The following is a 23,028-nucleotide window of genomic DNA, read 5'->3' as shown; positions in this document are numbered from 1 at the left end:
ACGATCACGTTCGTCCGGGCCCATCACGCGCCACCCCGCCCGCTCACCCCTGGCGGCGGCGAGCCCGCCAGATCAGCTTGTCGAACTCGGCCACCACGAGTGCCACGGCTCCGGCGGCCAGGGCCAGCCCCCAGGACTCCCAGCCGACCGGCGCGGTGTGGAACAACGCGTTCGCCGGAGGCAGGTAGGTCAGCGCCAGTTGCAGCAGCGCGGTGAGCCCGATGCCCAGCGGCACCATGCGGTTGCGCCCGGCCCTCCGCCGCAGCGCCACGGTGTCCAGCGACCGGCAGGAGAGCAGGTAGGCGATCTGCACCGCCACAAACGCGTTGATCGCACTGGTCCGGGCAACGTCCACGTCAGCTCCCGCCGCCACCGCCCATTCGTACGCGGTGAACGCCGCGGCGACGAGCAGCAGCGAGACCAGCACGACGCGGCGGAGCAGGTCCGCGGTCAGCAACGGGGCGTCCGGCCTGCGTGGCGGCCGCACCATGATGCCGTCCTCCTTGGGCTCGAACGCCATGGTGAGACCGAGAAAGACCGCTGTGGTCATGTTGATCCACAGGATCTGCACGGGAATGATCGGCAGCGTCAGGCCTGCCAGGACGGCGACCAGGATGACCATGCCCTCGCCGATGTTGGCGGGGAAGGTCCAGGCGAGGAACTTGCGCAGGTTGGCGAACACCCCGCGGCCCTCCTCGACGGCCGACTCGATCGAGGCGAAGTTGTCGTCGGTGAGCACCATGTCGGCCGCCTGGCGGGCGGCGTCGGTACCGCCGCGTCCCATCGCCACCCCGATGTCGGCACGCCGCAGCGCCGGCGCGTCGTTCACGCCGTCGCCGGTCATCGCGACCACCTGACCGCGTTCCTGCAGGGCTTCGACCAGGCGCAGCTTCTGCGCCGGCGAGACCCTGGCGAACACGCTGGTGTCGGCCACCCGTCCGGCGAACTCCTCGTCACCGAGACGCTCGAGGTCGGCACCGGTCAGCACGGTGACCTCGGCACCGGGGTCGACCAGCCCCACCTGCCGGGCGATCGCGCTGGCCGTCGCCGCGTGGTCGCCGGTGATCATCTTCACCTCGACACCGGCGGCCCGGCACGCGTGTACGGCGGCCACGGCCTCCGGCCGCGGCGGGTCCTGCATCGCCTGCAGGCCGAGCAGCGTCAGCTCGCCGTCGTCGACCTGCCTCGCCGCACCATCGCCGGGGTGGAAGCGGGCGAACGCGAGGACCCGCAACCCCCGTCCGGCCAGCGACCGGGCGGTCGACAGCACCTCGTCCACGTCGAGCGGCCCGGCCGTCCCGTCCGCCCGCATCCTGCCGGTGCAGCGAGCGAGGACCTCCTCGACCGCGCCCTTGACGTATCCGACCGGTGCGCTCCCGGCCACCCGGTGCACGGTCGCCATGAACCTGCGCTCGGACTCGAACGGCAGGACGTCGAGCCGGGGGAAAGCGGCGCGAACCTGGTACGGGTCGATCCCCAGTCGCTCGGCCGAGGCCAGCAGGGCCGTCTCGGTCGGGTCACCGACCTCGGTCCGTTCGCCGTCCACCGTGGAAATCTCGGCGTCGTTGCACAGCACCCCTGCCCGCAGACAGGCCCGCACGGCCGCATCGGTGGCCGCCGCGGCCGGTTCCGCCGGCACCACGGCCCCCGAGCCGACAAGCGTCGTCACGGTCATCCGGTTGCGCGTCAGCGTCCCGGTCTTGTCAGTGCAGATGACCGTGGTACCGCCCAGCGTCTCGACGGCGGGCAGGTAGCGGACCACCGCGTTGCGCCGCGACATCCGCACGACACCGATGGCCAGCACGATGGACACCGCCGCGGGGAGCCCTTCCGGGATGGCACCCACCGCCAGCGCGACCGCGGCGGTGAACATCTCCAGCACGGGTGTCCCCCGGACCAGACCGACCGCGAAGGTCAGCACCGCGACGCCCAGGATCACGATCCCGACCAGGCGGGAGAACCGGCCCAGTTTGCGGGTCAGCGGCGTCACCACCGATCCCGCGGCCTCGACCATGCCCTGCACCGCCCCGAGCTGGGTGGAAGACCCGGTGGCGACGACGATCCCGCGAGCCGACCCGCGGGTGAGCGTGGTGCCGGAGTAGGCCAGGTTGACCCGGTCCGCCAGCACGGTGTCCTCCGGCAGCGGCGCCGTCGTCTTCGTCACCGGCAGCGACTCGCCGGTGAGCATGGATTCGTCGGCCTCCGCCGCCACGGCGGTGGTCAGCCGTACGTCGGCAGGCACCCGGTCGCCCGCGGCGAGGTCGACGATGTCGCCGGGCACCAGGTCCTCGGCCGCCACGCGGCGGGCGACGCCGTCCCGCACGACCGTGGCCTCCAGCGGCACCATGCGGGCCAGTGCGTCGAGCGCCCTGCGCGCCCGGGCCTCCTGTACGAACCCGATGACGGCGTTGAGCACCACCACACCGGCGATCACACCGCTGTCGACGAAGTCACCGAACGCCGCCGTCACCGCGGCCGCGACGACGAGGATGGCCACCAGCGGATCCCGCACCTGCGCGAACAACCGCCGCAGCACCCCCGGCCCCTGCTCGGAACGCAGCCGGTTCGGTCCGTACCCCTCCAGCCTGCGCGCCGCGTCAGCCTGACTCAGCCCGGCGCCGAGGTCGGTGTCCAGCCGGGTCACGACCTCGTCGGCGGGGACCGCGTGGAACGCGCCCGGCGACGTCACGACCGTGTTCATGCCCCTGTCCCCGGCACCACGAGGACCGGACAGTCGGCGTGGTGGATCAGAACATGGTTGACCGAGCCGAATCCCGCCCCGTGAAGCCCGGCCCGCCGGCCCGTGCCCACCACCAGCAGGCACGCCACCTGCGACCACCGCAGCAACTGATGCCGCGGCCCCATCCCCGCCGACACCAGCTGCACCGGCACGTCCGGGTACTTCTCCCGCCAGCCGGAGACGCTCTCCGCCAGGGCTCGTTCCCGCGCGCACTCCCGGGTCCGCCCGAGGTTGAACGCACGCGCGGCCTCCCAGTCCCCCAGCGCGTGCACCACCACGAGTTGCGCACGGCGCACCGCGGCCTCGTCGAACGCGACGGCGAGCAGATCCTGATCCGCCGTGCCGCCGTCCAGCCCCACCGCCACCGGGGCCCCGACGACGGCGAGCCGGCCCCGCACGACCGCCACCGGCCGGAACGATCGGCCGACCAGCCCCAGGGGCACCGAGCCCAGCAGGGCGTCTCCCACCGCGCCGCGGCCGGTGCACCCCACCACGACCAGCCGCGCGGTCTTCGACAACTCGGTCAACGCCTCGACCGGACTGGCATCCGACACCTTCCGCCGCACCCGGATGCCCGGCGCCACCCGGGCGGCCACCTCCGCGGCCCGGTCGAGCATCGCCCGGGCGTCCCGGTGGCTCGCCTCCAGCCAGTCCTGCCGTGCCGCCACCCCCGGCACCCCGGTCGCGTGCACGACGGTCAGCGGTGCGTGGCGCGCGGCCGCCTCGCCCGCTGCCCAGGCGACCGCGCGTGAGGCCCAGTCGGATCCGTCGATGCCCACCACCACGGGTGGCCCGACCACACCCGGAGACTCCTGAGAAATCACGCCACACTCCCGTCACTACCGGCTCCTGTGACGACGCTAGGAACCGGCGACGGCCGTGCGGCACGGGAACCGGTCACCGCTCTGAAGGACTTTCGGCCCATCAGGCGCCTACTCGCGCAGCGTCAGGCCCTCGTCGGTGATGATTCGCGCCACCAGTAGTCGCCGGTCCTCCGCGCTCAGATCCCGTCCGATCTCGATCTGTCCGCCGCGCTCCCCGGGACAGCAGCGAAGCACCCGGCCGTCACCGAGGACGTGCAACTCCGAGTACTCGCCCTGCCCGCCCACGTACACCCTGCTCGCCGTCATACCAGGCGGTCGTGGCAGCCCACCCGAACATCACGCTGATGGCCAAGGTCGCGGGGCAACCGTTACCCGGAAGACTCCTGCGTTGACCTCACGACACCACTCACCGCTCTGGCGATACCAGTGGCCGGGACCAGCCCGCCGAGGCTCTGACGGTACTCGAATGCCTCGGGTTCATCGCGATAGTCGAGCAGAGTTCCAGCTAGCTCCTGCAAGCACGCCTTGGCCTCCGGCGGGGGTACACCGGAAGTACTGGACAGCCACCGGACGCCGCTGCTCAGCGAGGGAAGGCGCCAACACCACAGTAGCCGAGCTACCGACAGTGGAGAGCGTCACTGCGAGGTGACGGGAAAGTACCGCGAATGTGTGGCCGAGGGGCGACTTGCACACTAACCACACGCCTGCTGGAGTCGTGAGCGGCGCGGTTCGTGTGAGTACGTCCCCGTCGCGCTCACTGTCCGCTCGGAAGGTAGATATCGACCTGGTAGCCGTAGTCGCCGTGGGTCAACTCCGCTTCGCATATTGGTTGACTGTCCATCGCCTCGGCATTGACAACCAGACTCTGGTAACGGGAGCTCATCTTTGCGGTCAGTTCGCCGACTCGCTTGCCGTTGAGTCGAACCTCGATCGCATACGCTCCTTTGTGTTTGCCGCGCGAGACAGTGGACGACACGAGTTCCGCGACCAGGAGGGTTCGTGACGAATCGATCCGCTGATAGTGCGAAAGTGTGTCCTGATGGTCCTCTTCGCGCGTCACTGTGAGCCGTCGCGCCGGTTCTACAAGGTCGATATCGCCCACGAGATTTTCGAGCAGTAGCGATTCCGGTTCGGCAAGGTGGAGGTAGATCCCATAGTATCGGCCAATTCCGCCTCCGGTGATTCTCCCCGGGCAGGTTCCGATGCTGCCCTGGGTTCGAAGAGCGAGTAGTGGACGCTGGTACGCACGCGCGATGCCGCGCGGTAGGTGTCCGACAGTTTCCCCGTGCCCGCCGGTGACGACGACCACCCTCACAGCGTTGGGGTCGTGCGGGTTGTCGGGTTCCGGAACAAGCGCAGCCACGACGCGCAGGTGTTGCGCGAGGTCCGTTCCCGCGGGAGTGCCCCGTGCCGCGCGGCACAAGGCCGCCTGGTAATGCGACTCGCCCACAACGGCGACACGGCCCTGCGCCGACAGACGCCGACAGGTGAGGGATGTCCCGGCCGGGCCCACCTCCACGGGGTTCACCAGGCCGATGGAACGCGCAGCGAGGTCGGGTGGTCGGTCGAGATCGATGGAACGTGCCGGTGGAGCGTCTGTCCACGGGTGCACTTGCGGGGGAACTAACGATGTGGGACCAGCGGGGGTCGTCATCGTTGCCAGAGCTGTTTCCAACACTGAACTCGCCCGCGGGTTGGAGACGTCGAAGATCGCGCTGTACCCGCCACTACCGGTCAACATCAGGCGGCCGTACTGCACGATAGGTAGCTGTCGGTTGTTCTTGAATCGACGGTCCGGTCCACCTCGGACATTGACGTACTGCCAGGTGTGGTCGACGACTTCGGAATCAGATGGTACCGCCGAGTCTTCGATGAACCGCTGGACACCTGCCTGCACTCGAACGTTTTCGTAGTCGATATCCGCGTAGTGCCTTCCGTCGCGGATCAAGACTCGGTCTGGCAGCAGGTAGACCGATCGGTGTGGCGTGTCGAGAGAGGGCACGGCGATGTTCGACGCCAGATGCTTGGGACCGCTTAGGCTCCGGTTAACCGGTAGCCGCCTGACGAGGGCCGACGCTCCGGCGTTGACCTTGTGCTGGTGGGTGGTTGCCACTGCCCCGGCTGCGACGATATGCCATGCGCGCTGTGCCGCGCGCACGTGGTCGAACGAATCGACCAACTGTTGGAACCGCGTGGCCTCGGTTCCCTGCACGTCATAGAAGGCCACGACAGTTCGCCTAATCCGGTCTTTCCAGAAGATCCACATAGTGAGGGGCGCACCGGCGAAAAGCAACCAGGGAGACAGAGTCATCAGCGCGATGGTGGCTGCCAGGCACCACGGCCAGAACTTTGGTGACCGAGCGGCGTCATTAAGTTGGGAAACGAGTTCGCTTGAGCCGACTTCCGACATCTCGATCGTGGTTGCTCCAGAAACATTCGATAGGACGACATCATCCGGGGACGAGCGTCCGGAAATCGATCGAGCCCGGGGTGCGCCCCGGGAGGACTGTTGAACGGGTCCAGAGCGCGGGCGTGCAGTGGCGCGGTACGACGCGGCACCGCCGCCGAGCGATACGTAACTGCCGCAGGGACGGGCACCGAAGCGGAAGCCAGGAATGCCCACCGAAGCTCCGAGCCCGGACGTCGACATGTTCAAGCGAACGGGACCGACCTTGATACTCGTGCGCAGGTAGAACGACATGACCGGCCTCCGACGTTCGATCTGTCGTCCATAGTCGCCCACGAGCGATGACGCGTTACAGCGTTCGCGGCGAGCCCGATCTGCGCGGGTCGCCCCGCCCTGCCCCGCGGGTACGCACGACCGCGGCCGGCACGCTGGCGCGCAGGCTGCGCGGCGGTAGACACCGGCCCAGACCTCGGCCCCGGAGTCGATCAATAGTCGCGCGATGTGAGTGCGCAGGCCAGGATCACCGCGCCGGTACTGATGACGCCGCCGGCGCCTCTGTGCACGCTGTGCACGGCCAGCCGCCCTTGCATGCGACAGGGATGCCGGGCTGATCCTGATGGTGGTCGACGATGGCTACTCGCGCACGTGACATGTTCAGCGTGCTGCTGCCACGAGTCTGTCCACTTCGAACACAAGGCCTGTCGCGCCTGGTGTCTCGGTTCTGGAGGACAGCACCCCAGCAAGGTTCACCCGGTTGGCCGAACTGCCGGGACTCTCAGGTCTCGACATCGAACTATAGGGTCTCGCCGCGCGACCTGTCGATCCTCGCTGAGCTGCGGTTCCTCGCTGTCTCACGGCGACGTCACCCGAGATCAGTCTCCGACGCGCGTTGCATCCTCGGGCAGGCAGGCTCGCCGCAACGTCGGAGTGTGCCTCTGACCTGCGTTGGGTTAACCCGCGCACACTTCGCCGGTGAGGAAGTGCCGTCAGCCGCGAGGCCCCACCAACGGTGTAGGGTCTCACGGCTCGCGACATGTTGATGTTGCGCTATCTGACGTGACGACGCTGTCTCAGCAAGATGTCACCATGATCAGTCTCAGAACTTGTGACGCTTCCTCAACTGGTTGAACCTGGCTGGCCACGGTCCGGCGCGCATGCCGCACGCCGTCGCTGGCCACTCGGAAGCGTTTCTGCTGACGCGGCGGCGACGTACGGGCGTCATATGCCGCTGGCTATCCGCCTGCGTGGGAGGCAAGAGGCTGCGTAAGGACCTTTGTGTTGAAGGTCCTTACGCAGCTGTCCGCGATGGGGTCCTTGGTGGGCCCTGCCGGCCGACTTCGCGTCGCGCCGGACCGTCTGTGCTTTGTTTACCAGTGCACCCTGGGGTGGTACCGGATCTGCGCCGCGTTGCGTGAACGTGTGTCTTGCCTTCTCATGCGGAGCTGGGCATCGTCTTGATCACCGCTGAGCGGTCTCAGCGCGGGTTGGGAAGCTTGTCCGGATGCAGGCAGTTCCATGTGTTCAGGCCGATGGCGCCGTCCCTGGTAATCCTGCATCGTCCCTGCACGTCCTTGACGGCATAGTTGGTTTCGCTCCCGAACCTGCCGTCCACGCTGATGCCGTAGCCGTACAGGTTGATCAGGCACTGTGCGTGCTTGACTGCCGCGCCGGAGCTGCCGATCCGGAGGATCGGGTGGGACCCGCTGTAGGGGCAGGGGCTTTCCGCGGCAGGCGCGAGAACGGGAGAGGCTGTTGCCGGGGCGGTGGCGGTTGCGGAGGCAGCTGTCACGGTGAGCCCCGTAAAAGCCGCTGCCGCTGCGACGGCACATACGGCTGTCTTTCCGCGCAATCTCATGATCTTCTCCATCCGATTATTGGACGCCGGGTCCGTGTGGTGGGTCCGACGCTGGCACTCTGCTTTGACGACATTGGGGAACCTGTGTGAAACGTTAAATTGCCTACTTAAGTGGTGCTGCCTGCCGTACGGGAGCGTCGTTCCGACTGGTCTTCGGATGTGGACGCAAGGGTGGTTTTCGTTCCGGATTGCAGCAACCCCGGTGACGCAATGCCAGCTTGGCAAGACGGTGGACATGCGCCAAGCGATTCGACGCGTCCCGGACGGCTGCGTCATCTCTTGCCTGGTCAGATGGCATCTGTCCGGCCAGTCGGACAAAGGTCACCTGACTGGCTGACGTCCAGGGTCGGAGCATCCGCCACGATGGGATGGTGACTCGTAACCGCATCCAGCCGGAATCAGCGAAGGGTGTCGCGGAGTTCTGCGCCCTCCTGCGGTCACTCAAAAAGAACTCGGGGCGGACACTGCGCCAATTGGAGGAAGAGGCCGCTGAGTGCGGCTCCATCCTGCCCCGCAGCACCGTCGCCGACATGTTGCGCCGTGACGCGCTTCCCCGGCCGGAGCTGCTGGCGGTGTTCGTGCGCGCATGCGGCGACGGGCAGCATCTGGCCGAGTGGTTGAGCACGCGGGAACGCCTGGCCGTCGGCCCGCACCTCGACGTGGAGCCGACGGATCCGGCTGTGCGATCGGCGGTGGCGTCATCGGGTGTCGAAGCGTCCGCACCACCACCATCTTCCGCACCACCACTGTCGGAACGACCGAAGCGGTGGCTCGCAGCCGCGACGGCGGTGACCGTGGTGACGATCGCAGCGATCGTCACCACGGTCCTGCTCAACCGGCCCTCCGGTCCGTCGGCTCCGTCGGCATTGCCCTCCGATGGCTGGTATCTGCTCCGCCCAGGCCATACCGCCGACCGCGACCTGTGCGTGGGGGAGGGGCGCGAGCGCAACAAGCGCACAGATCGTCCGCTGGCCGTTCAGCGACCGTGCAAGGAACTGGTGCCGGACACGTATCTCGAAGCCCTCGGCCCCGGTGTGTACCTGATCAAATGGCGCCATCCGGAGCAGGGTTGGGGCTGTCTGTCCGTGGACGAGGCGTCTCTCGACGACAGCATGCTGCTGGCTCCCCGGGACTGCACCTCGGCGGCCGACCAACGGTTCTTGTTTGAGCCGGTGTCCGCGCCCGTGCCGAACGGTTTCGTACTGCGGCCAGTGCACAGCGGCAAGTGCGTGGGCCTGCTCGGTGGTCTGGCCGAGATCGATGCCGGAGCCGAGCTGGCACAGGCCACCTGTTCCGGTCGGGCCGACCAGGTATTCCTCCTGGAACCGGTCGAACGCGCATCACTCGAACCAGCCGGCTGAGGCGGCGAACCTGCCTGGGCTTCGAGGGTTCGCAATTTCGAACCCCAGTGGGTGGCATTGTCTGGTCGGATCGGTCGGTGTCACCTGACCGGCCAGCATATCCGGGAGTCTCACCGCCAAGCACTCAATATGTGACAACATGATTCCCGCCTAAAGGATCTGATCAGCATGACCCCAGCGCACGACGACACTCATGCCCATGTGTGCGACCCGCTTGACCACGATTGCAGGTCCGGGCCGGACCACCCGCGCGAGCAGGAACTCTTCGAGTTCCTCGCTTCTCTGCGCGCCCGCACCGCCTCGAACTCCGCTGCTCATCGAGTTCTGCGTGACTACCTGGCGCTGCGCTCGACGAGTGGCTACCCGCTGCGCTACCCGCTGCACTCCCCCACGAGCTGCCCGAGTGCGTGGCAGCGCACCTTCCGCGCCATCATCGACGACCACCTGAGCCAGAAAGCGGGAGCAACAACGACATAACATCCACTTGGAGCCGGAACCAATCTCGCCACCACGTCGTGTGCGACATCCGTACGACGTTGCTCGTGAGATTACGACATCGGCCGCGAGACTCTACAAACGGCCGTGCGGTGAGCCGGACGAGGTGGAACCGCGGCCGGTCGATCGTTTGCTCGGCCAGGACGTCGGCCAAGGATCCGTTCACGAATGTCGGCCAGCAACTTCGAGGTCGGCCTTCGCGACCTCGCGTGCCTTGCACCCAGCGGAGCGTTGCGGGTCCGCACGACGCCGAGGTCACGTAACTTCTGCAGAATCGCGGCGTACTGAGCTTCCCCTGTTGTCCGGACACCTTGATGTTGACCCTGTTTGCCGGACACGGAAGTGAGGAGACGTAGGGTCCGACGATCTTGTGAAGGAGATCGTCTGAGATGCCGAAGCCTTATCCGCCGGAGTTCCGGCGTCGTGCCCTTGATTTGCTGGAGGCGGGACGCTCTGTGCGCGATGTCGCCGCGTCGCTGGGCATTGCCGAGTCGTGTCTGCACCGGTGGAAGTCCCGGGATCTGCTCGACCGGGGTGTCAAGTCGCCGACTCCGGAACAGGTCGAGTCGGCAGCGCTTGCTGAGGCGCGGCGCGGATCGTGGAGTTGGAGACCGGGGTGAAGATCCTGCGGAAGGCGGCTGCCGCAGTGGAGAAGGTGGTGCCCCCAAAAGCTCGGTTCGTCCTCGTCGCTGAGCTTGCCGCTGAGGGCGTGCCGGTCAAGCAGGCTTGCCTGTCCCTGGGCGTCTCCCGGGCGGGCTTCTACGAGGCTCGGAGCCACCCGCCCTCTGCGCGGGCGACTCGGCAGGCGTGGCTGACCGATCAGATCACCGCCATCCATGAGGCGTCCCGTCAGACGTACGGGGCTCCAAGAGTCCGAGCCGAACTTGTCCTTGGGCACGGTGTGAGCGTGTCCCGCAAGACCGTCGCCGCGTTGACGCGGCGTGCGGGTTTGGCCGGGCTTCCGTTGCGGCGCAAGGCGAAACGTGTTCCGTCGGCCAAGACCATCACGGACCTGGTCAAGCGCGACTTCCACCGTGACGGACGGAATCAGCTCTGGGCGACCGACATCACCGAGCACCTCACCCGGGAAGGCAAGCTCTACTGCTGCGTCGTCCTCGACGCCTACTCCCGCCGGGGCGTCGGCTGGGCCATCGACTCCCGCCAACGAGCCGACCTGGCCACCTCCGCTCTCGGCATGGCCATTGACTCACGCGGCATCGCCGGCCAGATCCCGGGCGGGATCATCCACGGCGACCACGGCACCCAGTTCACCTCATGGACTTTCACCGAATGTGCCCGCACAGCAGGCCTACTGCCGTTCGTGCGCAACGCCGGAAGCTCGGGTGCCGGGAACATCGACGGCTGCTGCCGACGGACGGTGCGATCGACCAGGTCGGCCCGGCCCGGAAGCGTCACAGCCACGATAGGTCGGCTCATGCCACACCTCCCCGTCCACGATCACGGGGGAGGGCGTCGCGCAACCCAGCGTAGCGGATGTGACCGGTCACGCCATGACGCAACCGTACGTCACGGGCCTGTGACTGTGTGGTGTGGGAGATCTCCCATGAATGTGTGTCCGAGGGGGGACTTGAACCCCCACGCCCTTTACGGGCACTAGCACCTCAAGCTAGCGCGTCTGCCATTCCGCCACTCGGACCTGCTGGAGAACAGGTTAACGCACGGTGCCGCCCGCTCCCACGGGGGGTCCACTGTCCGGAGCGGCGCGGCGGTGGCAGGATCTCCCGGCTGGGCAGTGGTAGGAATGGCACGTGACCGAACCGAGCCTAATCGATTCAGCAGCCGACGAGGCTGTCGTCCTGACCAGCGAGCTTCTCCGCATCGACAGCACCAACACCGGTGACCCGGACACGCTGGTCGGCGAGCGCGCCGCGGCCGAGTACGTCGCCGAGAAGCTCACCGAGGTCGGCTACGAGATCACCTACGTCGAATCCGGCGGGCGGGATCGGCACAACGTGATCGCGCGGTTACCCGGCGCCGACCCGGGCCGGGGCGCGCTGCTGGTGCACGGGCACCTCGACGTGGTGCCCGCCGACCCGTCCGAATGGTCCGTTCATCCCTTCTCCGGGGCGGTGCAGGACGGCTACGTGTGGGGCCGCGGCGCCGTCGACATGAAGGACATGGTCGGCATGACGCTGGCGCTCGCGCGCCACTACAAACGGCACGGCATCGTGCCGCCACGGGACATCATCTTCGCCTTCCTGGCCGACGAGGAGGCCGGCGGCCAGTACGGCGCGCAGTGGCTGGTCGACAACCGGCCCGAGCTGTTCGAGGGCGCCACCGAGGCCATCAGCGAGGTCGGCGGGTTCAGCATCACGCTGAAGGACGACGTGCGTGCCTACCTGATCGAGACGGCCGAGAAGGGCATCCGCTGGATGAAGCTGCGCGTGCGCGGCACCGCGGGCCACGGGTCGATGATCCACCGGGACAACGCCGTCACGAAGCTGTCCGAGGCGGTCGCCCGGCTGGGCAACCACCGCTTCCCGCTCGTCCTGACCGACTCGGTGCGCGAGTTCCTCGCCGGGGTCACCGAGATCACCGGCTGGGACTTCCCGGAGGACGACATCGAGGGCGCCGTGGCCAAGCTCGGCAACATCTCCCGGATGATCGGCGCGACGCTGCGGGACACGGCGAACCCGACCATGCTCACCGCCGGCTACAAGTCCAACGTCATCCCGTCGACGGCCGAGGCCACCGTCGACTGCCGCATCCTGCCGGGACGGCTGGAGGCCTTCAACCGCGAGCTCGACGAGATCCTCGGGCCGGACATCGAGAAGGAGTGGCTGGAACTCCCGCCGGTCGAGACCACCTTCGACGGCGCCCTCGTCGACGCGATGACCGCCGCGGTGCTGGCCGAGGATCCGGGCGCCCGCACGCTGCCGTACATGCTCTCCGGCGGCACGGACGCGAAGGCGTTCCAGAAGCTCGGCATCCGCAACTTCGGCTTCGCTCCCCTGCAACTGCCCGCCGACCTGGACTTCTCCGCACTGTTCCACGGCGTGGACGAACGGGTCCCCGTCGAGGCCCTGAAGTTCGGGACCCGGGTACTGGACCGGTTCCTGCGGAACAGCTGAGAGCCACGCCGTATAGGGCGTTATACATCTCGCTTGACGTTGACACTGTGACAAGGTCTTCACTGGGCGCCGGAGGTGATCCCCGTGGACACGACACAGTTGACCGCGACGAACTCGTCGGTACGGCTTCAGGCCGCGCTGACCGCAGGCACCCGGGCCGACCCCGGACTGACCGGCGTGCTGGTGGCCCGGTGCGCTGTCGAGCCGGACTTCTTCGTGCGCGACATGCTCACCTGGGCCCTGACCCGGCTCCCGGCCGAGACGACGGTGCCCGCGCTGCTCGCCGAACTGCGCTCCGAGCGGGCCCAGGCCCGCAGCCAGGCACTGCACACCCTGTCCAAGATCGGTGACCGCAGCGTGTGGCCGGCGATCACCCGGGCACTGCTGCACGACCCCGACGACGAGGTGGCCCGCAGCGCCTGGCGGGCGGCCGTCGTCCTCGTCCCCGACGAGGAGCGGGCGACGCTGGCCGCGGACCTGGCCGCACAGCTCGGCCGCGGCGACCGGTCCGTGCGGCTGAGCCTCAGCCGGGCGCTGGTGGCACTCGGTGACGTGATCGAGCCCGCGCTGGACGCGGCCGGTCAGGACCCCGCGGTACGTGCGCACGCCGACGCGACCCGACGGCTGCTGCGCGACCCGGACGCCGGGTTCGACGAGGGCAAACGGATCGTCGCGCTGGGCGAGGACGCCGCGTGCTGATCAGCGAGGTGGCCCGCCGCTCTGGGGTCAGCACCCGGATGCTGCGGCACTACGACGCCCTCGGGCTGGTGCGGCCGACCGGCCGCACCAGCGGGGGCTACCGCGAGTACTCCCCCGAGGACATCCGCCGGATCTTCCACGTGGAGAGCCTGCGGTCCCTCGGGTTGTCGCTGCGGCAGATCGGCCGGGCGCTGGCGGACCCCGCCTTCACCCCGGCCGCCCTGGTCGGCGACCTCATCCGGCAGACCGAGGACCGGCTGAACCGGGAGCGGGAACTGCTCGACCGGCTCCGCGCGGTGGACGCCTCGGCGCCGTTCGACTGGCAGGGCGTCCTGCGCATCGTCGAGCTCCTGCGTGGCCTGCACTCCCCCAGTCCCGCCCGCCGCCAGCAGGCCGCCCTCACCCAGGACGCCCCGGTGCCCACCGAGGTCCTGGCCGAGGCCGTCCTCGCCGAATCCGATCCCAACGTCGCGGGCGCGCTGCGGTGGGCCCTCGCGCGGGCGGGCGCGGACGGGGTGGCCGGCCTGACGCCGGGCATGCGCTCGGAGCGGGCCGACGTCCGGCGGCGCGCGGTCATGGCGATCGCCGAGCTGCCCGGCGACGAGGCGACCGCCGTGCTCGCCGGCGCACTCGACGATCCCGACCCCGCCGTCCGCGGACATGCCGCGCTGGGCCTGGGCAGGCGTGGCGACGACACCGCCGTGCCCGCCCTCGTCGGCATGGTCGTCGACGGCACCAACGACGTTGAGGCGGCCGAGGTGCTGGGCACCCTGGCGCTCGACCCCGCATGCGCCGACCGGATCATGACCGCGCTGGACGGCAAGCTGGCCACCGCGGACTCCGCGGCGCGGATCCGGCTGGCTCAGGCGCTGGCCGAGCTACCCGCCGGCCTCGCCGGGGACGCCCTGCGGCGGCTGGCCCAGGACTCCGACCAGGCCGTCGCCCTCATCGCCTCCGCGCTCGCGGCTCAGTCCGCCGACGCGGCGAGCAGCTCGGCTGCGGCCCGCAGGCTGACGTAGGAGCCGCCGTGGGTGTCGATCGTGGCGACGGCACCCAGCTCCGGACCGGGCACACCGGTCTCCACGTGCACCACCTCGCGGTCCGCGGCGAGCCGGGTGACCAGCGCGGCGACGTCGGCGTGCCGGTGGGCGTCCCTGGTCACCAGGACCACCTGGCGGCCCGGTTCGACGGCGGGCTCGTCGCCGCCGGCCACCCGTACCACGGCGGTGCCCGGCACCAGCTCGGCCAGGTGGGAGCCCAGGCCCCATGGAACCGGGCCGGCGGCCATGGTCGGCGGCACCTCGACGTCGACCACCACCGGCGCGGCGGCCAGCCTGGCCTCGCCCCGGACCCGCACCGCCCGCCGTGCCGCCGCCAGGCCCAGTGCCGGGTCCACCTCGGACACCGGCGCCGGAGCGGCACCGAGTGCCGCGACCCGGGCCGACGCCTCGGCCAGGCGTTCCTCCGGCAGTGTCCCGGCCTTCACTGCCTCGCCGATGGCGTCCACCAGGCGGGCCACGACGGCCGCGTCCGCCGTCTCGCCGCCGACGCACAGCGCGTCCGCACCGGCGACCAGGGCCGCGACGGCGGCCTGGGCCAGGCCGTCCACGTCACCCAGCGACCCGGCCACCGCGGCCATCTCCAGCGCGTCGGTGATCACGGTGCCGGTGAAGCCCAGCTCGCCACGCAGCACCCCGGTGATCGCCCGCGGGTTCAGGGTGGCGGGCAGCTCGCCCCAGGACGGCACCACCAGGTGCCCCGGCATCACCGCGCGGACCCCGGCCTCGACGGCCGCGGCGAACGGCACCAGTTCGGCGGCACGCAACTCGGCGTCCTCACGCGGCAGCGCGGGCAGCGCGAAGTGGGAGTCCGTTGTGGACGCACCGTGCCCCGGGAAGTGCTTGGCACAGGCGGCTACGCCCTCCCCCTGGGTGCCGCGCACGAACGCGGCCACCTGGCCGGCGACGGCCCGCGGGTCGGAGCCGAACGACCGCACGCCGATGATCGGGTCGTCGGCGTGCAGCGTCAGGTCGGCGCTGGGCGCCAGGTTGACGGTGACCCCGCAGGCGGCGAGCCGCGCGGCGAGCTGACCGGCGACCCTCCTGGTCAGCGCCGGATCACCGACCGCGCCAAGCGCGAGCGGGCCCGGCACCCGTGAGCCGGTGGCCGCATCGAGCCGGGTGACGTCGCCGCCCTCCTCGTCGATGCCGACGACGACGCCGTCGCGCTCGCCACGCAGCCGCGCCGTCAGTGCCGCCACCTGCTCGTCGTCGGTCACGTTGCGGCCGAACAACACCACGCCGCCGAGCCCGTCGGCCACCTCACGCAGCAGCCAGTCGGGCGCCGTGGTCCCGGCGAATCCGGGCAGCAGAACGGAACGGGCCAGCCTGTCCACCATGGACTATCCCTTCACGGCGCCGGCCGTGCCGCCGGCGACCAGCTTGCGCTGCACGAGCAGGAAGAACACCAGCGCGGGAACGGAGTAGACCACCGCGCCGGCCATCGCGGCGCTCCAGTCGGTCCCGAACGCGGTCTGGAACGACTCCAGCCACACCGGCAGGGTGTACTTCGACGAGTCGCGCATGAACACGAACGCGTAGAGGAACTCGTTCCACGCGGTGATGAACGCGAACACCGAGGTGGCGACCAGGCCCGGCCCCAGCAGCGGCAGGGTCACCCTGCGGAAGGCGCCCCAGCGGCCGCAGCCGTCGACCATCGCGGCCTCCTCCAGCTCGACCGGGATGCCGTTGACGAACCCCCGCAGCGTCCACACGGTGAACGGCAGCGTCGTCGCGAAGTACACCAGCAGCAGCGACGGCAGCGTGTTCAGCAGCCCGACGTCCTTCATCAGCAGGTACATCGGGATGAACAGCGCCTCCAGCGGCGCCAGCTGCGCGATCAGCACCAGCAGCACGAACCCCTTGCGGCCGCGGAACTTCAGCCGCGCCAGCGGCACCGCGGCCAGCAGGCCGGCGACCAGCGAGCACGCCACCGCCCCCAGCGTGACGATCAGGCTGTTGGTCAGGTACGTGCCGAACCCGGGCTTGCTGAACGCCGTGACGAAGTTGTCCAGCGTCAGCGCCAGCGGGATCAGGTCGTAGGCCGGGGACAGCACGTCGGCTCTCGGCTTGAGCGCGCTGGTGATCATCCAGTAGGTCGGGAACAGGAAGAACGCCGCCACCACCAGCGCGAGGGCGCTGAGCAGGACCTTCCGTGGGGCGATGCGCATCAGTCCTGCCCTTCCCTCGTGCGCAGCAGCAGCTGCAGGTACCGCGCGGTGATCAGCACCAGCAGCAGGATCATCAGGGTCGCCACCGCCGAGGCCACGCCGAAGTGGCTGCTCGCGATGCCCTTGAGGTACAACAGGACCGGCAGCGTGGTGCTCTCCCCGTCGGGCCCGCCCTCGCGGACGGCCCACACCTGCGTGAACACCTTGAAGTCCCACAGCACCGACAGGAAGATCGTCAGCGTGAACACCGGGCGCAGCGCGGGCCAGCTCACCGAGCGGAACGACTGCAGCGCCGAAGCGCCGTCGATGCTGGCGGCCTCGTAGAGGTCCTTGGACACGCCGAGCAGGCCCGCGTAGAGCGTGAACGCCACGAACGGCACCGCCTGCCACACGATGAGCAGGCCGATCACGGTCAGCGTGCTGGCACCACTGGAGAACCAGGAGTGCCCGGCGAACGAGTCGAAGCCGATCGCCACCAGCGTCTTGTTCAGGATCCCGTACTGCTGGTCGAAGATCCACTGGAACACCGTGGTGGACGCGATGAACGGCATCGCCCAGGCCAGGACCAGGCTGACCTGCAGGGTGATCCGCACCCACGTCGGGACGTGGCGCATCAGCAGCGCGAGCAGCAGCCCGGCCGCGACGGTCGCGGCCACCAGCGACGCGGTGAACACCAGCGTCCGCAGGGTGATCGCCCAGAACTCGGGGTCGGCGAAGATCTCGGCGTAGTTGGCAAGGCCGACCCACACCACGTCACCCCGGACGACCTCGCCGAGGTCGAGCTTGCGGAAGCTGATGCCGATGACCTGCAGCGCGGGCCAGCCGAGCAGGCCCAGCAGCGCGACCACGGCGGGTGCGAGCAGCAGATACGGGAGCAGGCGCTCGCGGGTGGGGCGGCGCCTGCCCGGCGTGCGGCGCGACGATGCGCCGGACGGTGCCGGCGGGGAGTCCGCCGGCACCGTCGTGGGAATGCTTGTCGTCATCTGTGGCGCGGCGTCCCGGTCAGCCGGACAGCGCCGTGGTCAGCGCCTTGCTGGCGTCGGCCGTCGCGGCGTCGATGCTCTTCGCGCCGGTCAGCACCGCGGTCAGCATGTCCTTGAGCGGGTTCTGACCGGTCTCGATGGCCGCCCACTTCGGGCTCGCCGGCACCGCCCTGCCGTTCTTGGACGCCTCGGCCATCGCCTTGCTGATCGGGTCCTTCTCCAGCGCGGCGGTGTCCTTCGACGTGCCCGGCACCATGCCGGCCTCGGCGAGCTTGCCCTGGTACTTGGCGCTGCTGATCAGCTTCAGGTACTCCAGCGACAGGTTCTGGTTCTTGCCGGTGGCGGGGATGGCCAGGTTCGAGCCACCGAGGAACACCGGGGCGTTCTGCCCCGCGTTCTTCGACGGGATCGGGAACGCGCCGGTCTTGCCCTTGATCTCGGCGTTGCTCTTGGCCGCCGTGGCGACCTCCCACGGCAGGCCGACGAACATGGCCACCTTGTTCTGGGCGTAGACGCCCGCCTGCTCGGGCTTCTGCTCGTCGGCGTCCTTCGGCGCGGTCGTGCCGGAGGTCTCGACCAGCTTCTTGTAGAACTCGATGGCGGCCTTGCTCTGCGGCGAGTCGACGGCACCCTGGAAGCCGTTGCCCGCGGGGGTGGCGATGTCACCGCCCTCGTCCCAGAGGAACGACAGGTAGGTGTACCAGTTCTGGCCGGGCAGGTAGAGCGACTGGAACTCCGGGTCGCTGCCGAACTTGGCCTCCAGCTTGGTGATCGCGTCCAGCCACTCCTGACGCGACTTCGGCACGGCGGTGATCCCGGCCTGCTCGAACATGTCCTTGCGGTAGATCACCTCGCGGTTGGCCGCGTAGAAGGGCAGCGCGTACTGCTTGCCCTCGTAGGCACCGGACTCCTTGAGCCCGCCGAGCCACTCGGCCGAACGCAGGTCGTTCGCCGAGCCGGACAGGTCGGCCAGCACACCCTGCGACGCGAACTGCGGCGTCTGCGTGTTGCCCAGCTCGATCACGTCCGGCGGGCTGTCACCGGCCAGCGCGGTGGTCAGCTTCTCCTGGATACCGGTCCACTGCTGGACCTCGTAGTTGATCTTGACCCCGTGGGCCTTCTCGAACTCGGTGTGCAGCTCGGTCGCCAGCGCGTCGGGCAGCGACCCGTTCATCAGCCACACGGTCAGCGTCTTGCTGCCGCCCTCGGGCTGACTGCTCGCGTCGCCTCCGGAACCGGCACAGCCCGCGACGAGCGTCGCCGCGGCGGCGACCCCCACCGCCGCCCTCATCCAGCCTTTCACTGTCCACCCTCCTCGCCCGGACCACTGCCGGCGACTTGTCTAACTGGTGTAGACCAATGACTAATTGGTCACAGGGTGGTCTGGACCCTTTCCAATGTCAAGAGATCCGGAAGCTCGGCAAACCACTTTCGCGGTAGCGGGCAACCTGGAAAGCTCCCGGCCGAAGATCGATCGACGTCACTGGGGTTGTCACATCGTGCCGCGTCCACCCGCAGCCGTCCGGCGCGCGAGGCTGGCAGTGCTGGGCTTGTTCTGGCTCTGCGGGCTGATCTGCGCGTTCTGGAGCGCGTCGCTGCCCGGTATCAACGCACGCCTGCGGCTCGGCGAGACCAGGATCGGCTTCGTGCTGCTCGCCGTCGCCCTCGGCGCGATGGCGTTCATGCCGCTGGCCGGCCGCTGGTGTGACCGCTGGTCGAGCCGCCGCGTGGTCCGCATCGTCGCCCCGGCCGCCGCGCTCGCCCTGTTCGGACCGGCGCTGGCCCCGAGCTTTCCCGTCCTGCTGGCCGCCGCCGTGCTGCTCGGCGCGGGACTGGGCGGCCTCGACGTCGCGATGAACGCACACGCGGTGGAAGTGGAGGCCCGCTACGGCAGGCCGATCATGTCCACCTTCCACGGGTTCTGGAGCCTCGGCTCGGTCGGCGGCGGGCTGACCGTCACGGCCGGGCTGCACCTGGAGATACCGGGGTCCGCGCTGATGATCGGCGGGAGCCTGACCGCTGCCCTGCTCTTCCTCCTGCCCGGACCGGCCCTGCTCCCCCACATCCCGGCGGAACCGGCGGCCGGGCAGGCCGTCCGGACCGGCACCGGGCCGCCTGCCCCGGTGATCCTGCTGCTGGGCGCGGTCGGCATGTGCGGGATGATCAGCGAGGGGGCGGGCTTCAACTGGGCCGCGCTGTACACCGGCGAGGCACTCGGTGCCGGTCCCGCGACGGCGTCGCTCGCCTACACCGTCTTCAGCGTCGCGCTGACCGTCACCCGGCTCACCGCCGACCGGGTGCGTGCGCGGACCGGCCCGGTGACCGCCATGCGGCTGGCCGGGTGGATCGCGGTCGCCGGATTCGCGCTCGTCGTGGCCGCGCCGTGGCTGCCCGCCGGGAACCTGCTCTGCGGCTTCGCCGGCTGGACGGTGGTGGCGACCGGTCTCGCGACAGTCGTCCCGGCGATCTTCAGCGCGGTCGGCTCCGGCGGCGCCGTCGTCGGCCGCGCCCTGTCCTGGGTGACCACCATGGCCTACGCGGGCCAGCTCGGCGGCCCGGCGGTGATCGGCCCGCTGGCGGACCTGACGTCGCTGGGCACGGCGATGTTCGTGCCCGCGGTGCTCGCGCTGGCCGTCGCCGTCGCTGGCCCGTACGCGGTCCGGCGGGCAGGTGAGGCGTCCGGCGGTAGGATCCCTGCTGGTGGGAGAGCCTGCTGAGTCCTGGATCCTGCACGTCGACCTCGACCAGTTCGTCGCCGCGGTGGAGATCCTGCGCCGCCCCGAGCTGCGGGGCCGCCCCGTCGTGGTTGGCGGCTCGGCCGATCCGACGCGGCGGCGGGTCGTGGTGGCCACCGCCTCCTACGAGGCACGCGCGCACGGGGTCCGCTCCGGCATGCCGCTGCGCACGGCGGCGCGGCTCTGCCCGGACGCGGTGTTCCTGGAAACCGACCACGCCGCCTGCGAGGCGGCGTCGGCACGGGTGATGGACACGCTGCGGACGTTCGGCCCGGTGGAGGTCATCGGCTGGGACGAGGCGTTCCTCGGCGTCGGCGCGGACCCCGCGCGCAGGGCCGCCGAGGTCCGCGCGGCGGTGCCCGCCCGCACCGGGCTGACCTGCGCCGTCGGGATCGGCGACAACAAGCACCGCGCCAAGCTGGCGACCGGTTTCGCCAAGCAGGGCGACGGCGTCTTCCTGCTCACCGAGACCAACTGGTGGCAGGTCATGGGCGGGCGGCCGGTCACCGCGCTGTGGGGCATCGGCCCCCGGATGGCCGACAACCTCGCCGCGCTCGGCATCGAGACCGTCGACGACCTCGCCGCGGCCGACCCCGCCGTGCTGACCACCCGGTTCGGCCCCAACATGGGACCGCACTACCTCGGTCTCGGCCACGGCCACGGCGGCACGGCCCTCGTCACCGAGCCCCGCGTCGCCAAGTCCCGCGGCAGCGAGCGGACCTTTCCCGCCGACCTGACCGACCCCGCCGAGGTCGCCGCGCAGGTCCGCGCGCTGGCCCGCGAACGTGCCACGGAGGCCGCGGCCGCCGGGCGGACGGTGGCGCGGGTGGAGGTGACGCTGCGGTTCGCGCCGTATTTCACCAAGACCCGCAGCCGCACGCTGCCCGGGCCGACCACCGACGCGGGCACCGTCGAACGGGCGGCGCTGGACGTCCTCGGCCGCTTCGCCGTCGACCGGCCGGTCCGGCTGATCGGCGTCCGGGTCGTGTTCACCGATCCGTGAGCGGCCTGGTGTAGCGGACCACGTGCAGCACGATCTCGCCCATCGGCTCCGCTCGCTGCCCGCCGTCGGGTGTCCAGCCCAGCCGGGCGTAGAACTGCCTGCCCCGGATGTTGGTGTCCAGAACCCACAGCGTTGCCACGTCGAAACCCTTGCCGCGCATGGCGTCCAGCGCGGCGTCGTGCAGTGCGCGGCCGAGGCCGGTGCGCCAGCGGTCCGGCTCTACGTAGAGGGCGCGCAACTCGCCGCGGGTGCCATCGGTGCCGGTGTGGGCGAAACCCGCCACCGCACCAGCCAAGTCGGCCACCAGCGTCGCCGACCGCGGGTCCGGCGCGCGTAGCGCCTCGGTCCAGGCATCGGCGCGGTCGGCGACCGACATCGAGCCGAGGAACGCGTCCGGCAGCAAGCCCGCGTAGCCCGCTTGCCAGCCACGCACGGTCACCCCGGCGATCCCGGCCGCGTCGCCGACCGTCGCCCGCCGGATCAGCGCGTCCATCCGGCAAGGATGCCATCTGAGCGGGACGGTCAGCCGCCCGCCTGTTCCAGCAGCCGTCGCGTCTGCTCGGTGAAGCGCGGGCTGTAGTTGTGCAGGATCATGTCACCGCCGTACTGGAAACCCCCGACGACGCCGACGATCTCGCCCCGGTCGGTCAGCCACGGGCCGCCGCTGGTGCCCTCGAGGTAGCCTCGGCAGTCGAAACCCCGTTGCGTGGGGCTGAAGTCGACCGTCCAGTTGCGGCAGGTGACCGGACGCGGGGTCCACATCGGATAGCCGGGAACGTCGACGACCTGCTCCCGCCGGTCGCCGAACGCCACCCGGTTGGCACCGACGACGTCGGCGATCTGGCGGCCGTCCTTCGGTTCCACCACCAGGAACGCGACGTCGTGGTCGGGGTCGGCAGGCCAGCGCGGGCTCACCACGACCCGCTGCACCCGCCAGGTTCCGTGTGGCCGCAGGCCGTCGCGGTAGTGCGGCACGAACGCGACGTCCCGGCGCGGCGCGCCGACCTCGTTCTCGTACATGCAGTGCGCCGCGGTCAGCAGGACGTTGCGCTGCCGGCTCTCCACGACGGTCGCGGTGCAGAAGTGCGGGCCGAGCCCGCCGAACAGCAGCAGCGCGCCGACCGTGGGCCTGCCGTCGAAGGCGACGGCCGCAGGCGGCGCGGGCGGGCGCGGCGGTGTCCCACCGCCCGCCGCTCCGGCCGGCGCGGACAGCACCAGCAACACCAGCACGAGCGACAACGCGATCCTGCGCATGTGATCCTCCCACGACTCCGGTGCGAGGATAGGGCCCGCGACGGCCGCGGCGCGGACATCCGCGGCCCCCGCGATGGCAGGCCGGTGGCACGGCCGGCGGCGGTCACTCGGCGATCTTGGTCCGGCCGCACCAGGTGTACTCGGGCAGGGTCTCCGCACCGATCCGCCTGCTCCGGCCGTGGTAGGCGAAGTGCTCGTAACCGGCTCCGAAGGCCAGCTTGATCTCCTCAGCGAGATGTTCGACGTCCACGACCGGTGCGAGCGACAGGTAGCCTGGGCCGCCGGACAGGTAGATGCGCGTGCTCATCGTCGGACCTCCTCGGTGCCTGGTATGCCTCTACTGTGCGGCGG

Annotated in this window: 21 protein-coding genes and 1 tRNA gene; 9 read left to right on the top strand and 13 right to left on the bottom strand. The window is 70.0% G+C overall.

Features of this window, described 5'->3' with window-relative positions; all coding sequences use genetic code 11:
• Nucleotides 1–43: 43 nt before the first annotated feature.
• From EWH70_RS02135 to EWH70_RS35370, 5 genes are all read right to left on the bottom strand, one after another.
• Nucleotides 44–2,701, bottom strand: a complete 2,658-nt coding sequence (locus EWH70_RS02135) for a cation-translocating P-type ATPase (protein ID WP_130473465.1) — start codon at nt 2,699–2,701, stop codon at nt 44–46.
• Nucleotides 2,698–3,540 carry a universal stress protein gene (locus EWH70_RS02130; RefSeq protein WP_165436117.1) on the bottom strand — a complete coding sequence of 281 codons (843 nt, stop codon included), beginning with the start codon at nt 3,538–3,540 and terminating at the stop codon, nt 2,698–2,700. The genes EWH70_RS02135 and EWH70_RS02130 overlap by 4 nt, the downstream gene beginning before the upstream one ends.
• 132 nt (nt 3,541–3,672) lie before the next feature.
• Nucleotides 3,673–3,870 carry a hypothetical protein gene (locus EWH70_RS02125; RefSeq protein ID WP_130473463.1) on the bottom strand — a complete coding sequence of 66 codons (198 nt, stop codon included), beginning with the start codon at nt 3,868–3,870 and terminating at the stop codon, nt 3,673–3,675.
• Between the two features lie 448 nt (nt 3,871–4,318).
• Nucleotides 4,319–6,265 (bottom strand): DUF4236 domain-containing protein, encoded by a 1,947-nt coding sequence (locus tag EWH70_RS02120; RefSeq protein WP_130473462.1) that lies wholly within the window; start codon nt 6,263–6,265, stop codon nt 4,319–4,321.
• Nucleotides 6,266–7,445: 1,180 nt separating this feature from the next.
• On the bottom strand, nt 7,446–7,838 hold the full coding sequence (locus EWH70_RS35370) for a peptidoglycan-binding domain-containing protein (protein WP_165436116.1): 393 nt from the start codon (nt 7,836–7,838) through the stop codon (nt 7,446–7,448).
• A gap of 359 nt (nt 7,839–8,197) precedes the next feature.
• Between EWH70_RS35370 and EWH70_RS02110 the strand changes: the two genes are divergently transcribed.
• From EWH70_RS02110 to EWH70_RS36680, 4 genes are all read left to right on the top strand, one after another.
• Nucleotides 8,198–9,187, top strand: a complete 990-nt coding sequence (locus EWH70_RS02110) for an RICIN domain-containing protein (protein WP_130473460.1) — start codon at nt 8,198–8,200, stop codon at nt 9,185–9,187.
• Nucleotides 9,188–9,355: 168 nt separating this feature from the next.
• A complete protein-coding gene (locus EWH70_RS02105) occupies nt 9,356–9,664 on the top strand; it encodes a hypothetical protein (protein ID WP_130473459.1) in 309 nt (102 codons plus the stop codon).
• A 407-nt stretch (nt 9,665–10,071) separates the two neighbouring features.
• Nucleotides 10,072–10,302 (top strand): transposase, encoded by a 231-nt coding sequence (locus EWH70_RS36685; protein ID WP_130473458.1) that lies wholly within the window; start codon nt 10,072–10,074, stop codon nt 10,300–10,302.
• The gene (locus EWH70_RS36680; RefSeq protein ID WP_420809029.1) at nt 10,281–11,300 is read left to right on the top strand and encodes an IS3 family transposase; all 1,020 of its coding nucleotides are present in this window, start codon (nt 10,281–10,283) and stop codon (nt 11,298–11,300) included. The genes EWH70_RS36685 and EWH70_RS36680 overlap by 22 nt, the downstream gene beginning before the upstream one ends.
• Here the strand turns inward: EWH70_RS36680 and EWH70_RS02090 are convergent.
• A tRNA-Leu gene (locus EWH70_RS02090) sits at nt 11,256–11,339 on the bottom strand. The genes EWH70_RS36680 and EWH70_RS02090 overlap by 45 nt on opposite strands.
• Nucleotides 11,340–11,451: 112 nt before the next feature.
• On the opposite strand from EWH70_RS02090, the gene EWH70_RS02085 reads away from it, so the two are divergent.
• The 3 genes from EWH70_RS02085 (at nt 11,452) to EWH70_RS02075 (ending at nt 14,492) form a co-directional block, all read left to right on the top strand.
• Entirely contained in the window at nt 11,452–12,774 is a 1,323-nt protein-coding gene (locus tag EWH70_RS02085) for a M20/M25/M40 family metallo-hydrolase (RefSeq protein WP_130473457.1), read from the top strand.
• 75 nt (nt 12,775–12,849) lie between these two features.
• Nucleotides 12,850–13,473, top strand: a complete 624-nt coding sequence (locus EWH70_RS02080) for a HEAT repeat domain-containing protein (protein ID WP_130473456.1) — start codon at nt 12,850–12,852, stop codon at nt 13,471–13,473.
• Nucleotides 13,467–14,492, top strand: coding sequence for a MerR family transcriptional regulator (locus EWH70_RS02075; RefSeq protein ID WP_130473455.1), 1,026 nt, complete (start codon nt 13,467–13,469; stop codon nt 14,490–14,492). Before EWH70_RS02080 ends, EWH70_RS02075 begins: the two co-directional genes overlap by 7 nt.
• On the opposite strand, the gene EWH70_RS02070 is transcribed toward EWH70_RS02075, so the two are convergent.
• From EWH70_RS02070 to EWH70_RS02055, 4 genes are read right to left on the bottom strand one after another with little or no spacing between them, the layout of a single operon-like run.
• Nucleotides 14,441–15,871 carry a glycoside hydrolase family 3 N-terminal domain-containing protein gene (locus tag EWH70_RS02070; protein ID WP_130473454.1) on the bottom strand — a complete coding sequence of 477 codons (1,431 nt, stop codon included), beginning with the start codon at nt 15,869–15,871 and terminating at the stop codon, nt 14,441–14,443. The genes EWH70_RS02075 and EWH70_RS02070 overlap by 52 nt on opposite strands.
• 3 nt (nt 15,872–15,874) lie before the next feature.
• Nucleotides 15,875–16,702, bottom strand: coding sequence for a carbohydrate ABC transporter permease (locus EWH70_RS02065; protein ID WP_130473453.1), 828 nt, complete (start codon nt 16,700–16,702; stop codon nt 15,875–15,877).
• Nucleotides 16,702–17,685 (bottom strand): carbohydrate ABC transporter permease, encoded by a 984-nt coding sequence (locus EWH70_RS02060; protein ID WP_130473452.1) that lies wholly within the window; start codon nt 17,683–17,685, stop codon nt 16,702–16,704. Before EWH70_RS02060 ends, EWH70_RS02065 begins: the two co-directional genes overlap by 1 nt.
• 19 nt (nt 17,686–17,704) lie before the next feature.
• The gene (locus tag EWH70_RS02055; protein ID WP_130473451.1) at nt 17,705–18,988 is read right to left on the bottom strand and encodes a sugar ABC transporter substrate-binding protein; all 1,284 of its coding nucleotides are present in this window, start codon (nt 18,986–18,988) and stop codon (nt 17,705–17,707) included.
• A gap of 196 nt (nt 18,989–19,184) precedes the next feature.
• On the opposite strand from EWH70_RS02055, the gene EWH70_RS02050 reads away from it, so the two are divergent.
• Nucleotides 19,185–20,402 (top strand): MFS transporter, encoded by a 1,218-nt coding sequence (locus EWH70_RS02050; RefSeq protein WP_165436115.1) that lies wholly within the window; start codon nt 19,185–19,187, stop codon nt 20,400–20,402.
• Nucleotides 20,386–21,423, top strand: a complete 1,038-nt coding sequence (locus EWH70_RS02045; protein ID WP_130473449.1) for a DNA polymerase IV — start codon at nt 20,386–20,388, stop codon at nt 21,421–21,423. Before EWH70_RS02050 ends, EWH70_RS02045 begins: the two co-directional genes overlap by 17 nt.
• Here EWH70_RS02045 and EWH70_RS02040 read toward each other — a convergent pair.
• From EWH70_RS02040 to EWH70_RS02030, 3 genes are all read right to left on the bottom strand, one after another.
• On the bottom strand, nt 21,410–21,916 hold the full coding sequence (locus EWH70_RS02040; RefSeq protein WP_130473448.1) for a GNAT family N-acetyltransferase: 507 nt from the start codon (nt 21,914–21,916) through the stop codon (nt 21,410–21,412). The two genes, EWH70_RS02045 and EWH70_RS02040, sit on opposite strands and share 14 nt — an antisense overlap.
• Nucleotides 21,917–21,945: 29 nt before the next feature.
• Nucleotides 21,946–22,677, bottom strand: coding sequence for a trypsin-like serine peptidase (locus tag EWH70_RS02035; RefSeq protein ID WP_130473447.1), 732 nt, complete (start codon nt 22,675–22,677; stop codon nt 21,946–21,948).
• A 103-nt stretch (nt 22,678–22,780) separates the two neighbouring features.
• Nucleotides 22,781–22,984, bottom strand: coding sequence for a DUF5988 family protein (locus EWH70_RS02030; RefSeq protein ID WP_130473446.1), 204 nt, complete (start codon nt 22,982–22,984; stop codon nt 22,781–22,783).
• Between the last annotated feature and the right edge of the window lie 44 nt (nt 22,985–23,028).

It is taken from the genome of Amycolatopsis suaedae, assembly GCF_004214935.1.
Classification (GTDB): domain Bacteria; phylum Actinomycetota; class Actinomycetes; order Mycobacteriales; family Pseudonocardiaceae; genus Amycolatopsis; species Amycolatopsis suaedae.
The sequence above is the reverse complement of the archived record's forward strand: the minus strand, read 5'-3'. Positions and strand labels throughout refer to the sequence as shown.